15 protein-coding genes and 1 tRNA gene are annotated in these 14,986 nt (G+C 56.8%); 9 read left to right on the plus strand and 7 right to left on the minus strand.

The annotated features are described in order from the left end of the window. Positions 1-10: 10 nt before the first annotated feature. Positions 11-1,300, minus strand: coding sequence for an MFS transporter (locus tag AACZ86_RS00730; RefSeq protein ID WP_339688662.1), 1,290 nt, complete (start codon positions 1,298-1,300; stop codon positions 11-13). A 10-nt stretch (positions 1,301-1,310) separates the two neighbouring features. After that, a complete protein-coding gene (locus AACZ86_RS00735; RefSeq protein WP_339688664.1) occupies positions 1,311-2,336 on the minus strand; it encodes a LacI family DNA-binding transcriptional regulator in 1,026 nt (341 codons plus the stop codon). A 183-nt stretch (positions 2,337-2,519) separates the two neighbouring features. Here AACZ86_RS00735 and AACZ86_RS00740 point away from each other — a divergent pair, with 183 nt between their 5' ends. Then, positions 2,520-3,845 (plus strand): mannanase, encoded by a 1,326-nt coding sequence (locus AACZ86_RS00740; RefSeq protein ID WP_339688666.1) that lies wholly within the window; start codon positions 2,520-2,522, stop codon positions 3,843-3,845. A gap of 79 nt (positions 3,846-3,924) precedes the next feature. Here AACZ86_RS00740 and AACZ86_RS00745 read toward each other — a convergent pair whose 3' ends face one another. The 3 genes from AACZ86_RS00745 to AACZ86_RS00755 all read right to left on the minus strand — a co-directional run bounded on the left by AACZ86_RS00745 (position 3,925) and on the right by AACZ86_RS00755 (position 6,531). Next, positions 3,925-4,611: a DUF4386 domain-containing protein gene (locus AACZ86_RS00745; protein WP_339688668.1), complete on the minus strand. Its 687-nt coding sequence runs from the start codon at positions 4,609-4,611 to the stop codon at positions 3,925-3,927. Positions 4,612-4,755: 144 nt separating this feature from the next. Further along, positions 4,756-5,919 (minus strand): helix-turn-helix transcriptional regulator, encoded by a 1,164-nt coding sequence (locus tag AACZ86_RS00750; protein ID WP_339688670.1) that lies wholly within the window; start codon positions 5,917-5,919, stop codon positions 4,756-4,758. 523 nt (positions 5,920-6,442) lie between these two features. Next, positions 6,443-6,531, minus strand: a tRNA-Leu gene (locus AACZ86_RS00755). A 241-nt stretch (positions 6,532-6,772) separates the two neighbouring features. On the opposite strand from AACZ86_RS00755, the gene AACZ86_RS00760 reads away from it, so the two are divergent. Beyond that, entirely contained in the window at positions 6,773-7,027 is a 255-nt protein-coding gene (locus AACZ86_RS00760; protein ID WP_339688672.1) for a hypothetical protein, read from the plus strand. 32 nt (positions 7,028-7,059) lie between these two features. Here the strand turns inward: AACZ86_RS00760 and AACZ86_RS00765 are convergent, their stop codons facing one another. After that, entirely contained in the window at positions 7,060-7,866 is an 807-nt protein-coding gene (locus tag AACZ86_RS00765) for an MJ0042-type zinc finger domain-containing protein (protein ID WP_339688674.1), read from the minus strand. Between the two features lie 147 nt (positions 7,867-8,013). On the opposite strand from AACZ86_RS00765, the gene ftsE reads away from it, so the two are divergent. The 7 genes from ftsE to AACZ86_RS00800 all read left to right on the plus strand — a co-directional run bounded on the left by ftsE (position 8,014) and on the right by AACZ86_RS00800 (position 13,239). Next, the gene (gene ftsE, locus AACZ86_RS00770) at positions 8,014-8,727 is read left to right on the plus strand and encodes a cell division ATP-binding protein FtsE (RefSeq protein ID WP_339688676.1); all 714 of its coding nucleotides are present in this window, start codon (positions 8,014-8,016) and stop codon (positions 8,725-8,727) included. A 12-nt stretch (positions 8,728-8,739) separates the two neighbouring features. Then, a complete protein-coding gene (locus AACZ86_RS00775) occupies positions 8,740-9,636 on the plus strand; it encodes an FtsX-like permease family protein (protein ID WP_339688679.1) in 897 nt (298 codons plus the stop codon). 9 nt (positions 9,637-9,645) lie between these two features. Continuing rightward, entirely contained in the window at positions 9,646-10,179 is a 534-nt protein-coding gene (locus tag AACZ86_RS00780) for a YdcF family protein (RefSeq protein WP_339688681.1), read from the plus strand. 1 nt (position 10,180) lies between these two features. Then, positions 10,181-10,870, plus strand: a complete 690-nt coding sequence (locus tag AACZ86_RS00785; RefSeq protein WP_339688684.1) for a lysophospholipid acyltransferase family protein — start codon at positions 10,181-10,183, stop codon at positions 10,868-10,870. A 202-nt stretch (positions 10,871-11,072) separates the two neighbouring features. Beyond that, complete coding sequence (locus tag AACZ86_RS00790) at positions 11,073-12,047, plus strand: hypothetical protein (RefSeq protein ID WP_339688687.1); 975 nt, start codon at positions 11,073-11,075, stop codon at positions 12,045-12,047. Between the two features lie 144 nt (positions 12,048-12,191). Beyond that, positions 12,192-12,797 (plus strand): hypothetical protein, encoded by a 606-nt coding sequence (locus AACZ86_RS00795; protein WP_339688690.1) that lies wholly within the window; start codon positions 12,192-12,194, stop codon positions 12,795-12,797. A 46-nt stretch (positions 12,798-12,843) separates the two neighbouring features. After that, positions 12,844-13,239, plus strand: a complete 396-nt coding sequence (locus tag AACZ86_RS00800) for a cupin domain-containing protein (RefSeq protein WP_339688693.1) — start codon at positions 12,844-12,846, stop codon at positions 13,237-13,239. An 84-nt stretch (positions 13,240-13,323) separates the two neighbouring features. Here the strand turns inward: AACZ86_RS00800 and AACZ86_RS00805 are convergent, their stop codons facing one another. Continuing rightward, positions 13,324-14,808, minus strand: coding sequence for an MFS transporter (locus AACZ86_RS00805; protein ID WP_339688695.1), 1,485 nt, complete (start codon positions 14,806-14,808; stop codon positions 13,324-13,326). Positions 14,809-14,986 lie beyond the last annotated feature (178 nt).

A 14,986-nucleotide genomic window follows, 5' to 3' on the forward strand; every position in this document is an offset into this window, starting at 1 on the left:
CGGACGGCTGCTAGGGTCGCGAAACCGCCTGTGCGCTGTTGCGCCCGCCACTTGTCGGACGATAGATCATGATGGTAATCGCGCATATCATCGCGGCCAGAATCATCCCGGGGAGAACCGCTCCACCCTTTAACGTCGCATCGCCACCACCCGTCAGGGCAAGGCTCAAGGCAATTATTTGTGGTGCCAGCGCCTGCCCCAATTTGCGGGCAACATTGGAAAGGGCATAGACGTGCGCAGCGCAACCCGTCCCGTCGGGCGCGGTTTCCAGATTGCGGATAGCGATCGGCACCATTGACCAGAACATCACCGACATCCCGCATGTGGCAGAGATGGCAATCGCCAATATCACGGTCGCGACTGCCAGCCCGTGTCCATAGAAAATTGTCAGCATCACCAGAGCCGTGGCGTGCAGCAGGACCGCCGATATCAGGGTCGTCACCAGCCCGATGCGCGATGACAAGGCGACCCATAACGGGGTCGTGATCAGCAAGGCCGCCGACGGTAACAGGGCCGCCCAATAGCCCCATTGCGGGTTTTGCAAATCACGGTCGAACAGGAACAGGATAGACTTTGCCGTCACGGTCGTGCTCAATCCTGCCACCACGATCGTCACCAGCAAGCGGCGCAACCCGCTATCGCGTCCGATCAGTCCGAAATAATGCGAAATTTCCTGAACAGGTGGCAGCGATGATATCGGCGGCGAGGCAACGCGCTCCCTGACCCCCAGCCAGGTAATCAGGAAACAGGGCTGGGCCAGAACGCCCAATATCAGGGCACCGACCAGAAATGGCGTGTCGCCTCCCGAGGCGAGCGCATAAATCGTCGCTGCGGTCAGTCCGCCCAGTGCGGCTCCCTGCATTCTCATGCCCGTGAGCTTTAGTTGCTCGGACGGATCATCGGTGATCCGCGCGGTCAGCACCGCGTAAGGAATATTGCCGCAGCCATAAGCAAATCGCAGTCCGATATGCGTCGTGGCCGCGTAAATCGCGAGATCCATTCCCGCCAGGGGTGGAGATCGAAAGGCCAGCCACAAGGCTATGGCGATCAGCGGGCCGCTCAGCAGGACCCATAATCTCATCGGATATCGCGCCGCCTTGCGATCGGCAACAGCGCCGATGAGAGGATCAAAAAGCCAATCGACCGCAGCGCCGACGAGAAAAATGCCGGCCGCAATACCGAGCGGCAGATGCAATATCTGAATATAGAAAAACAGCAGATAGAGTTCGATCGATTGCCAGACGAGGTTGAAACCAAGGTCGCCTGCCGCATAGCTCAGCCGTTCGCGACGCCGGATCACGGCTTGGCCATCACCGGCTTGCGGGCGGTGCTGTTGATTGCCGGATAATCAGCTCGCACGCATGGGTTTCCAGCATATTGAAAGGCTTATTCTCGAGCTTTGCGATCAACGCGTCGGTCGCATCGCGCGCCATGTCAAAGACGGGCTGGTGAACGGTTGTAATCCGCGGCCAGACGATTTGCGCGATCGCGCTGTCATCGAAGCCGGAGATGGAAACGTCATCGGGAACATTGAGCCCGAGATCACGGGCGGCCATGATCGCGGCGGCGGCCATGTCATCATTCTGGGCGAAAATGGCCGTCGGGCGATCCGTCCGGTCCAGCAATTTATGGGCTGCAGCGAGACCGGATTCATAGGTGTAATAGCCTTGCTCGAGCAGATCCGGTGAATGTGACAGTCCGGCGGCTTTCAGAGCTTCCAGAAAGCCGGTCAATCGCGCTCCGCTGGAAGGGTGGGTCGGATCGCCTTTGATGACTCCGATCCGGGTGTGGCCGAGCCCGAGCAGATATTCCGTCATCTTTCGCGCCGCTTCGATATCATCGGTTGTCCGGCAGGGGCCAATATCGAGAGACTGGGTCGGCGCAACGCGCGAAAACGGGAAGTCATATTGACGGAGTTCGTCCAATATTCCGGGATGATCGGAAGCTGGCGGAGAGAGGATGACGCCATCGAGCGCGGCCGCGCGCAAGACGCTCATTATTTTTCCCGCGACCTCGATAACCGAGCCCACTGGCAATACGAGCAGCCGGTATTTCTCTCCGTGCAACCGGTCGAGTGCGCCGTTTTGCAACTCGACAACATAGTTGGGACTGGGGTTTTCGTAGATCAGACCCAGCAGGTAAGACCGTCGTCCGACCAGACCGCGGGCCATGATATTGGGATGATAGTCAAGCTCGGCCGCTGCCTGCAATACCTTGTCCCGCAATATCTTGCGGACATGCGGTTCGTCGTTGAAAACTCTCGAGACCGTTTTCGTCGAGACATTGGCTGCTGTCGCGACGTCAATGATCGTGGCCCGCTTTCTGGACTCCGACATTATGCGGGCAATCTTTCGTTGATCTTCTTGCTCCTCGACGCGACATCCGACATTGGCAGACCCACAGGTTTCTAGGTTCTTTTCGGCTGTTTTGCAACCGAATCAGTCTGACTCGTGACAGGAATGACAACGAAAGCCATATCTGATAAAACCGGTCCATCCATGGGAGAGGGAGCAGCGGATATGGTCAAGACAACAAGACGTCAGATGCTGGCGGCCGGGGTGAGCGCTGGCGCTCTTTCTCTTCTTGGTTGCAATGGAGCAGCCCCGTCTGCTCCGTTCTTTGTCAGACGGGAAGGCGGGCGCCTGACGTTGAAGGATGAGACCTACCGGTTTGCGGGCGCCAATCTCTGGTATGGCGCTTATCTCGGCGCGGATGCTGCTTATGGAGACCGGCCAAGGCTGGGCCGCGAACTGGACCGGCTGAAGGCGCTGGGCATTACCAATTTGCGGATCATGGCATCGTCCGAAGAGGGACCATTGAAGGCCGGCATAAAGCCCGGCTTCCGGACGAAGGAGAGCTGGAACGAGACCCTGTTCGAAGGTCTGGATTATTGCATGGCGGAAATGGCAAAGCGCGACATGAAAGCGGTGTTGTGCCTGACCAACTTCTGGGAATGGTCCGGCGGCATGATGACCTATCTCTATTATACAACCGGTCGCTATGTCGACATGAATGACCCGGCGCATCCGTGGCCGGAATTTCCCGATCAGAACAGCGATTTCTATCGCTCCGGGGCAGCAATCAGCCTCTATCACGATCATGTCCGGCATATGGTGGGACGGACGAATGTCGTGACCGGACAGCCATATCGCGACGATGTGACGTTGATGAGCTGGCAGCTTTGCAACGAGCCGCGCCCGGGTGTCACCGCGGCCGTGATCGACCGGGCATTGCCGGACTATTATCGGTGGATTGGCGCCACGGCAAAGCTGATCCGGTCGCTTGACGGCAACCATCTGGTGTCACTGGGGCAGGAAGGCACGACGGCCAGCGGCGGCCGCGAGGATGTGTTCGTCGAGGCGCACAAGGAGATGGACTATCTCACGGCCCATATATGGCCGCTTAACTGGGGTTGGGTCGACGGCAAGGATCTGGCCGGCACCTGGGATGCCGGCGCGGCCAGGGTCGCCAGCTATATCGAAACGCATATTCGTCTCGCCAAAGAAATGGACAAGCCGCTGGTGTTCGAGGAATTCGGCTTCCCCCGTGATGGCGAGCTTTATGATCCCGCAATACCGACCGCCTTTCGCGAGCGCTTCTATGCCATGATATATAAAGCGGTCGAGGCCAGCGCTGCGGTCAATGGACCGGTAGTGGGCAGTAATTTCTGGGCCTGGAACGGCGAGGCGCGCTCCGCCCATGACGATCATCGGTTCCACCCCGGGGACACCGCCTATATGGGCGACCCTCCACACGAGCCCCAGGGCTGGTACGGCATATTCGACAGCGATGCCTCCATGCAGGAAATCATCAAGGCGCATGCGGCCAGGGTTTCAGCCGGCTAGGTATTCGGGAAACCGGATATCGGGCAACAAGAGCCGAAATATTCGCCATCTCCTCGCTGCAACCAACCTACCTCGATTTTCAATCAGGTAAATTGGCTTTGACAGCATCCTCCCAATGCTGCGTGTTTATCCCTTTAAAAAGCAGCCACAGTGCCACCACCCATTCGAACAAGGCCCCCGGCAAAAAAAACAACATGACGTTGTTTCTAAAGTCCGGAAAAAGAAGAACAGTAGCGGCAACACAACCAATAATTGCATAGGTCATCACACCCCATGCTGCGAGCCACCTAGGGATAAAGCGAGAACGGAGAAACAGGCTGAAGAAGAGCACGCCGCCAAAGGCCATGGGGATGAGAAGAAAGAAAAGGGCTGAGCCGGATAAGTGGCCAAAGAGGCCCATGAGGGCGCTACGTTCAGCGTCTGAAAATGTTGTCAGTAAATCCCGGTTGGTGATGGCCGCGAAGGCTGCGTATTTAAAGACGATGAAGGTTGCGCCCATGGCGGCCTCTATGAGCCGACAGAAGGCTCCCATAATAGCGACGCCCGGACTGACCGCGCGCAGGACGACATACATTGCGGCCGCTGAGATACCAACGAAAGTGTAAAGCAGCGCTTCGGCAAGCAGGCCTGTCCTGAAAGGAAGCTCGAGTTCAACCACCGGACCGTCCGCGCCGAGGAAAGCGCTGAATGCGGGGATCGGACCGAAGGTAATGTATAACCCAGCGATAGTATACATTATGTAAGAAAATCCTGCGATCCGGGCCATCAGAATTGCAGATCGTTGAGATTGGTTGAGTTGAGACATAGGTCAGTGCGCCTCCAAAGATACGTTAAGAGGTCGCGCTGGAGTCCAACGCGAATGACGGAATGAATAAGGGAATCCACCCAGCTTGTCGTCCGGATGGGCCTATTAGGACACTGTAGGAGAAATCTTTTTTGCGCTGTTCAAAACGGGCAGCAATTCCTCGCGCTCCGCAGCTCGATAGGCGCTGGGCGTTGAACCGCCATGTTTCTTGAACGCCTCATTGAATGTCGAGCGTGAATTGAAACCAACCTCATATCCTATAGCCAGAACGGTTTCATCAGTTTCAACCAGCAGGCGTTTTGCTTCATCGACCCTGCACCTGTTGACGAAGTCAAAGAAATTGACCTCTAGATGCTGCGAGAGGGTTTCAGAGATGTGGTTTTTGGTCGCACCGGTAACGTCGGACAGATCGCGCAAGGAAAGATCACTGTCTGCGTACAAGCGATCGGTATTCAGCGCTGCGGTGATCTTGGCGGCTATTCGCACCATATGCGCATCGGTGAGAAAAGGCATTCTTGGAGACGGCGATGGAAGGTTTTCGTCGAAGTTCAAAGGCGGTTGGCGAACCCCAAGATAGGCAAATACAGCAATGGAGAGCATCTCGACGAGCGCCAAGGTCACGTAGAATCGCGGCACGGATATTCCGCTTACCCATAGCACCTGTTTTATCCCCAAGAACAGCCAGACTCCGCAGAACATCAAGAGCACGTTCCTGAGCCAATTCAATGAACGCCGATCAATGCTCGCAAACTGCTGCATCATGTCTGATCGATGCTTGGCTTGGAGTTTTAGAGCGCCAATGAGGTAGAAGGTGGTGAATGCCAGGAAGAGCAAAATCCCGGCAGTGCAAGTGAATAAAGCGATCTGGAAATGGACAGGATTTCGGGTCGCCGGATCAACGAGCGCGAGTTTTTCTTCTGCACTGAGGAATGAGAACGGGAGACTTATCAGGATAACGAGTGCCGGTCCAAGAAGAGCAAACCAGTCCCGACCACCAAAGCTGAATTGAGTCGGTGAGACCAGGGCGCGAGTGTAGAACAAAACAGCTGGTCCAAGAGCCATTCGGACGGAAAGCTCAACACCCACAAGATGCGGCGCGATTTCATAAGCACCGGATATGATGAGCAATTCGCCGAGAACGTGGGCGAGCAAAGCGAGCAGCAAAGCTGCGAAACTGATTGACTGGTCTTTTCGATCCTCGCGCTGGCCGAACGTCATTGCCAAAGAAAAGACAATAACTGCTGCCGCTGCTGCGTAAAAGATCGTCATGAGAGTTGCTGGCATCGGGCCAGTTATCTGACGAGTTTACGATCTTGTCAAAGGGTGAGGTACCGCCACAGCGGCCCTCTTGCTCAACGCGGTGTATGAGAAAAATCGATGAATCCGGCTTGCCACTTCAACTCGTCGCCAACAGCAATCCAACTTGTGGAGAGGTGCAGGTCCGGTTTCCGACCAATTGCCATCATGGCGCATAACGCAATCTGATATGAGATCAGTTGACCATATCAGCGCAATCGCATTAATTTTGGTTCAATTTTTCTAACGTCCGCTTTGCGCTGGTTCCTGCCGTTGTAGGCCATATGATTTAACGACCGCGATTGGGGCGATAGCCGCCATTGCGATGTGCAACGGCTCAATGTCCGTTCGTCATCGATAATTATTCAGGATTGGTCGGTCAGCTAACAGCCCAGAAGTGAAAATGGCACTCTGAGGTCAACTGATCCCAAATTGGTGCCCATCCTTGACCGCCATGATTCCGCAAAAATGGCGGTTTCCCGTTAAATGTCTGAAATGGTGCGGTCGAGAAGACTCGAACTTCCACGGGGTATTAACCCCACAGCGACCTCAACGCTGCGCGTCTACCAATTCCGCCACGACCGCACTGTCTCTAGCTTGGGACACTTGTGCCCCGGGTAGGCGCGAGCCTCTAGCAAAGGGGTTGGGCAGCCGCAACAGATATTCGCTGCCGTGTGACTTCTGTTAACCGGGACAGCGATTTTGTCCCGTAACCGCACGATAGAGGCCATCATGCCCGCTACGCCTACGAAAACTTCGACAAAGGCGGCTGTTAACCTTCTATTTACCTTGTCCGGGCCGGCTGGATTGCGTTTTACTCTGCTCTATGGACGGCCTGCTTCTCATTTTTCTTCTTCTCGGTGCAACGCCGGGCGTGTCATCGGACGAGGCGGCCAGCTCCGGTACCCGCGCTCAGGCCGTTGCGAGCGCGAATATCCTGAGAGGCGAAGTGATCCGTTTGGGAAATCCGGCCAGCCGGGTTGCAGCGAAGGACAGCAGCAACCGGTTTGCTGTGCAACGATCTGCCGGGCAGATCGCCGATATTGACGGCGGGACCATCCAGATTCTGGAATTTCAGTAACGCGCTCGGACGGCATGGTCCGGGCAAGGTGGCTATTCCCTGATTGTGTCAGCCCATCCGACTTCCAGCTGGCTGGCGGCGCGCGGCACATCAAGCTTGGCTTCGTTGAAATTAATCTTTGCCCCGGGCGAAAGCGATTGCGCCGGTGCTTTCATTTTCCAGCTATAGACGATCCGGCCACCGGCATCGCGCAGGATCACCAGCATGGACGGGACCGTCTGGTCGGTTTTGGTCGGGTTGATGATCGTGCCGCTGGCGGCAAAATATTCGGTACCGTCCGGCAGCGTCCGGCGGTCCTGCTTCTGGCTCAGCTCGATCAGTAGCGGGGTTTCTTCGGCCGAGGCGAATTGATAGTCGGAAATCCATTGCGGTGGTCCGAATATGAACAGCGCAGCGCCCGCCGCCAGAACGACAGCAGCGAAAGCAACGGCGGCGATGGTCCATAATTTCGCCGGGTTCCGGCGGGGCTTGAACGGCGGCTCGTGCGCGAAACTGCTTGTTTCTGCGGCATAGTCCGGTGTGACGGAAATCGGTGGCGGTGGTGCTGAACGACTGACCGGAGAGGCCGGTGCTGTGGGGGCGGCGGTCTCGTCAGAAACCGGTTCCGGCTTTGGGATCGCGGGTGTTTCGCCCGAGGCGCTTGCGGTCACCAGTTCTTTTTCCGGAATCGCGGCTTCCTGAAACCAGCTGTGACGACAGGAAGCGCAGCGTACCGAACGGCCATTGATACCAATGGCGCTGTCGGGCACGAGATAACGAGTTTTACAAGCCGGGCAGTTCAAAATCATGACATAACCTCTAAACACGCCATGACGCCAAACTGCAAGTGGCTGCATCATCGATTTGAGACCGAAGCCTTTTTTTTCGCGTTTTCCCGCAAAATAAAGTCGTGCGCAAGATAGCGGAGTTGATTTGGATGGTCTTCCCGGCCTATTGATTGCGGGGCCGGGCAATATTGGGCCAGAATATTGGAATGTAGCATATAAATGGACGAAATTGTTCGATTTGAAAATGTTGGTCTGCGCTACGGTGCGGGCGCAGAAACCTTGGCCGATCTCAATTTCACCCTTTATCCCGGCAGTTTTTATTTCCTCACCGGCGCGTCCGGTGCGGGCAAAACATCACTGCTGAAACTGCTATATCTGTCACAGCGCCCCAGCCGCGGCGTGATCCGGCTTTTCGGCGAAGATGCCGTCACCATGCCGCGCGAGCGCCTGCCCGGTTTTCGGCGCCGGATCGGGGTGGTTTTCCAGGATTTCCGCCTCGTTCCGCATCTGTCGGCCTTTGACAATATCGCGCTTCCCTTGCGGGTTGCCGGTGTTCGCGAAAAGGATCTCGAGACCCCGGTGACGGAGATGCTCGAATGGGTCGGTCTCGGCGACCGGGCATCTGCCCGGCCAGCGACATTATCAGGCGGCGAGCAACAGCGCGTGGCGATAGCCCGGGCGGTGATCGGCCGGCCGGAGATATTGGTAGCCGACGAGCCGACCGGTAACGTCGATCCCGAAATGGCGATCCGCCTGCTGCAATTGTTCGAGGCGCTCAATACGCTCGGCACAACCATCGTCGTGGCAACCCATGATATCCATTTGCTCAGCAAGATACCCGGCGCCCAGATGATGCGGCTGGAAAAAGGCATGCTCGCCGATCCGACCGGTTCGCTGCGTCATCCGCCACTTCCCCAAGACCAGACGCAATAGGGCGCAGGGGGCATGTTCAAATTCTTTGTCATTCCGGGCCATGACCGGCGCCTGATTCCCGAGGGGCGCTTGTCCGGGCCGATGCCCTGGGTCATAGCGATCATGATTTTTCTCACGGTTCTGACCGCGGCGGCCGGTCTCGCCATGACCCGGGCGATGAGCGACGTGTCGGACGAACTGTCCAGCCGGGCGACGGTGCAGATTATCGAAGCCAATCCGCAAGTCCGAAACCGTCAGGCAGGTGCGGTTGCCGCACGATTGCGCACATTGCCGCTTATCGAAGAAGTCCGGGTTCTGCCGCCCGAAGAGATCGATGCGCTGATCGAGCCGTGGTTGGGCACGCAGGATCTGGCGGATGATATTCCCCTTCCCGCGCTGATTGATGTGAAACTCGCCCGCACGGCGACCGACGCCGAATATCAATCGCTGCGGAGCACGTTGCAATCGATTGCGCCGGGAGCCCGTGTCGAGCCCAGCAGCGGCTATATTGCACCGGTAATTTCTCTGGTGCGTTCGTTCCAGTGGATCGCTTTTGGTCTGGTGGGCCTGCTTGCCCTCGCGACGGGGGCAGCCGTTATCATTTCGGCGCGATCGGCGCTCAATACCCATACCGAGACCATTGCGGTCGTGCATTTGCTGGGGGGGACGGACCAGCAGATCAGCCGTCTGTTCCAGCGGCGCATCGCGCTGGATGCGCTTCTTGGCGGGTTGATCGGTCTGGCTGGCGGTGCGGTGATCATCTGGCTGATCAGCGGGCAATTGTCCGCGCTTGGCTCCGGTCTGGTGCAATCGGTTGGTCTCGACTGGTGGAGCTGGTTGATAATTGCTGCCATTCCGATATTGGGAATGTTCCTTGCCATGGTGACCGCCAGATTAACGGTCACCGGCGCCTTGAAAAAGATATTGTAGACCCGCTGGATGATTTTGCGCTTTTTCTCTTTCCTGATCCTGTTGTGGATCATCGGTTTTGCCTGGTTCGCCATCGATTTGCCGCGTCCGGCGGATGATGATGCGCATACCGGCTCTGTGGTCGTGCTGACCGGCGGAGCAGGCCGTATCGATCGCGCGCTGGATATACTCGAAGCGAAAACAGCGGGTAGGCTGCTTGTCTCCGGGGTCGATCGCGATGTGAAGCCTGCGGAGCTGGCAGCGGAATATGACCGGCCGGACGCTTTGTTCGATTGCTGCATTGATCTCGGCTTTCAGGCGGTGGACACCCGCTCCAATGCGCTTGAAATTGCCCGCTGGGCGGCGAGACGGGGCGATAAATCGGTGCGACTGGTGACCTCTGACTGGCATATGCGGCGCGCCCGGCTGGAACTGGAAAGAGCGATGCCGCCGGAGGTACGAATATTGTCCGATGCGGTGCAGACCCAGCCGTCGCTGCGTACTTTATTCACCGAATATAATAAATATCTGATGCGCCGTCTCGCGGCATTGGCAGGCGTCTGAAATGCTCGCGTTCATCCGGTCCCTGATCTTCATGGCGGTCTTCTATCTCGGCTCCGTCCCGATCATCATTGCCACTTTCGTCGGCGCCTTTTTCTGGCCGAAGACCATCTATTATATGGCGCAATATTGGAGCCGCTATCATTATCTCTGTGCCCGCCTGATCCTCGGCATCCGGGTCGAGGTCAAGGGCGAGATCCGCAACGAGCCTCTGCTCTATGTCTTCAAGCATGAGAGCATGTTCGAGACGATCGACCTGCTGCGCCATTTCGACAGGCCGGTGGTGATTGCGAAGAAAGAGCTGCTGGTCATTCCTCTCTGGGGATGGATCGCGACCAGACATGGCCTGCTCGGCATCGACCGCGACGGCGGTGGCGCGGCGATGCGGCAAATCATCAAGCAGGCCAAGAAAGCGGTCGCGGAAGGCCGTCCGATTGTCATTTTTGCCGAAGGCAGCCGCGCTCATCATGGAGAGCGACCCGAACTGCAGACCGGATTTGCCGGCATCTACAAGCTGATGGGCATCCCCTTGGTCCCGGTCGCCCTGAACAGCGGAATCGTCTCTCCCCGCGATACATTCGTCCAGAAAAGCGGTGTGATCACCTATGAGGTGCAGCCGGAGATCGAGCCGGGCCTGGACCGCGACGATATCCGCGACCGGGTGCACGCCGCGATCAACATGCTGAACGACTGAGTAAAGCTGAAGCCCCCGCGAACAGGCTGTCAGCCGATCATGTCTGAACCGGCCCGTCTGCATATTGCAAAGCGGTATCTAAGGGAGATTACGTGGTTCTCGACAATTGATGATGGCTTATGGGAAACAGGCATGATTCCGAACGGGCGGCTATCAGATATTATCTCATTTCCCCCCTCGGAGCTTATCCGGAGAAGATGAAATGACAGAACAAGAAACCCCCATTGTCCGCGAAGCGGTTGGCGTCTTTCAATCCGAACGCGCGCTGCAGGCTGCCGTCGATGACCTGTTATCGCACGGTTTCGATCGGTCGGAACTCAGTCTGCTCGCGCCGCTGTCTTCCGTGGAAAAGGAACTTGGGCACGGCTTCACCTCGGTGAGGGAACTGGAAGATGATCCGGTGGTTCCTACCACGGCCTATATCTCCACGGATGTGATCGGCGATGCAGAAGGCGGCGTTTTCGGCGGTTTCATCTATGTCGGCGCGCTGGCGACGCTCACCGCAGTGGTCGCGTCGGGCGGTGCCATTGGCGCGGCCATTATAGCAGCCGCGGCCGGCGGGATCGGCGGTGGTGCCATTGGCGCGGTTCTGGCGAAGCTCATCGGCCAGCATCACGCCGATTATGTCGAGGACCAGCTCGAACGCGGCGGCCTGCTTTTGTGGGTGCGGACGTGGAATGCTGCCGATGAAAAGCACGCCGTGGAAATTCTGGCCAATCATAGCGGGGCGGATGTTCATGTTCACGACCTTCCCGCGACCCATGATGTTCTGGACGAGCGCTATGGCGGCGACACATTCGCCGGCGAGCTGCAAGCATATCGTGGCGTGCCTTATACTTACCTACCGGATGGGGAATATTATATCTCCGGCGAAGTTCTGCCAACCGAACGCGACGTCAAGGCGCGGATTGACCGGGATATTTATCTCGAAACATTGCAGTCCGAGGCAAAAGCACAAGGATGGGATATTGAAATAGTCCTGGCCGATCCCGCCGGCGTATTTCACACGCCAGCCAAGCTGTTGGCAGGGGACCTGCCGGATGCCATCAAGGCCGATATTCTCAGGCGCTGGGCCTATGGCGAGAAGCAACTCGAAATCGCGTCAGACGACGGAATGCAACCGGCCCGTAACGGCGATCGCCTGCAGGAGATCAATCTGGCGCTCGAGCGGCTGTAAGCTGCGTGAAAGCGCCTTCAGGATTGGAAATTGTGGGAATTACGTAGTTACAAAGCAGCGCCCATATTGTCTTGAGACATCTCCTCAGGCGAAGGACAGAGCCACGCTCCATCGATTCGCCGACCACAGATCGGAGTCCAAGTCATGACGAAAACCATATCCACCATTGCCACAGCATTGGCCCTGTCCCTGGCGATCCAGGGCTGCACCCAGAAAAATGATTCCAGTGAAAAGGCGGAATGCGTCACATCCGAAGATGACGCCATGGGTGAGGCACAACAGAGCATGGACGACGCGAAACACGCTGCCAGCAAGGCGGCGCTGGAAGCGCATAATGCCGCAAGAATGTCGGTGACGGCGGCCAAGCTGGCGGTCTGTTCCGAAGCGCAGAAGGACAAGGAGGCTGCCGCTCAAATGGCGATCACCGCGGAGGCGGCAGCCAAACGCGCACAAACCAAGATTTTGACGGCCAATAGCAAACTGGATCTGGCGGCGAATGAAAATGCCCGGAAAGCCCAGGATCTGGTGAAAGAAGCCGTGACCGCAACCGGTGAAGCCGTTCGCGAAACCAACACGTCGCTGATGGCGGGACTGGAAGCCGATACGGCTGCGGCGAAAAAGGCTGCAGATTCAGCGCAAAAAGCGGTGATCAAGGCTGCTGCTGCGACCGCCGACGCCAGCAAAGCTGCGCAAGTTGCGGCAAAGGAAACCTGGGAAAAAGAAATGGCCGAAAGCGACGAAAACGAATAGTCATGCGAACAACGGAACCGGTTCACCCACGAAAGGAAATATCCACATGCAAGGATTTGTCGATAATATTGAAACGCTGACGGAAGAGAATGATGATTTCCGCCGTGTGCTCTACACCGGACATAATCTGCAACTCGTATTGATGGCCCTTCAACCAGGCGACGAAATCGGCGAAGAAGTCCATGATGACCGCGACCAGTTTTTCCGGATCGAAGAGGGCAGCGGCCAGATCTGGATCGACGGAAAAGCCAATGAAGTAAAAGCCGATGACGGCATTATCGTGCCTCAGGGTGCCAGCCATAATGTGGTGAACACCGGCAAGGAACCGCTCCGGCTTTACACCATTTACGGTCCGCCCGAGCATATCGACGGAACCGTTCATGCGACTGCCGCAGACGCGCAGAACGAGCATGAGCATTTTGACGGCAAGACCACCGAATAGCGGGGACTTCTCTTCCGGAATCAGGACCGGCTGACGGAGACTTTGCTATAGCCAGCAAATTGTCCCCGTCATCCGATCCGGATATTAGCGGCCCATGTCGCGCTGAATGGTGCGGCTGGCCATGTAGAAGTGGAAAACTGCCCAGATATAGAGACATTTGAACAGGACCATCGACCACTGCAGTCCGTCCGCATTGGCCGAATCACAAGCGGCTTGCGCAGCAACGGCGAGATTGCTTGCCTTGCACGCCTCCAGCGACAGTGCCGGATCCAGTCCTGACAGGAATGTCGCATTCAATATCGTCGACAGCCCGCCGATCAGTGGCGGACCAAGGCCGTAACCCAGCAGGTTGACGATGAACAGGGTGACGGCGACTGCCGTGGCTCTCATCCGGCTGTCGACCACGCCGCTGGGGACCGCATAGAGCGGGCAGAGATAGGTATAGAGCAGCATTTGACCGACCATCATCAGTGGAATGGCCAGCCACAGGGAATCTGCCAGATAGCCGACCACATGCATAGGTATGACGCCTATCAGCGCAAACATCGGTATCAAGGCCAATGCCTTGGGAAAGCGTTCTGCATATTTGTCCGCCAGATAGCCCGACATATAGGTGCCAATCGATGCCATGACCGCCAGTGCCAATGCGAATTTTACCGAGGCGTCAAATATCGACAGTTCATGGGTGCGGATCAGGAAGGACACGAAAAACTGGCCGACGCCATAATTGACGAACGAGGCAATGGTGACACCCATGGTGACGTGCCAATAAGCCGGTTTCGTGGACAGGATCTTTAACACCGCGCGAAACCCGACCTGTTCCCTGTTCTGCATTTCCGCCGGGTCGGTATAGCCGCGAGGCGGTTCCTTGATCGTCATCTTCACAATCAGTGCGACAATAAGGCCCGGTACGCCGACAACCACGAATGCAACGCGCCAGGCTTCGATATTCTGCCAGTCCAGAGCGTTCACTGCCCAGGTCCAGTTCCAGCTGTCGAGCATTGCGGCGACCGTGGGACCATCCAGACTGCCGACGATGAAGCCGCCGAAAACATAGGCGACCATGCCGCCGAGCGGGATTCCCAACGCATAGACCGAAACGGCGGTCGAACGTTCCTTGGGCACAAAATAGTCGGCGATGATCGAATTAGCCGGTGGCGAGCAACCGGCTTCGCCGATACTGACGCCGATACGGAATATGAACAGCGCGATAAAGCTGGTCGCAAAGCCGCACAAAACCGTCATCAGGCTCCACAAGGCCACTGACCCGGCGATGATCCAGACCCGGTGGTTCTTCTCGGAAAAGCGAGCAATCGGGATGCCTACAAATGTATAGAGAATCGCGAAAGCCGGGCCGCCGAGCAGCCCCATTTGCCAGTCTTCAACCCCGAAGCTTTCCTTGATTGGCTCGGTCAATATGTTGATGATCGTGCGATCGATGAAATTGAAAATATAGACGGTGAGCAAAATTCCGAGAATATAATTGCGGTAATTCTTGGTACCATATCCCGTTTCCGGGCTTCCACCATTATTGGAATGCGCGACATTATTCGCTGTAGTTTCGGCCAAATTCAGACTCCCATAGCGTTTCCCAGCTGATTGTTGCCGCTGGGTATTCTCGCATGGTACCGAATTTTATGGCATTGTATATGCCATTGTAAAATTTGGGTTTGAAGGTTTGACGATTGGGAAGGGTGTTGGTCACAGGTGCAATTGCCCTGACATCCTCATCCACAAAGCGCTGTCC

This window comes from uncultured Parasphingorhabdus sp. (assembly GCF_963975735.1).
In the GTDB taxonomy this organism is placed as follows: domain Bacteria; phylum Pseudomonadota; class Alphaproteobacteria; order Sphingomonadales; family Sphingomonadaceae; genus Parasphingorhabdus.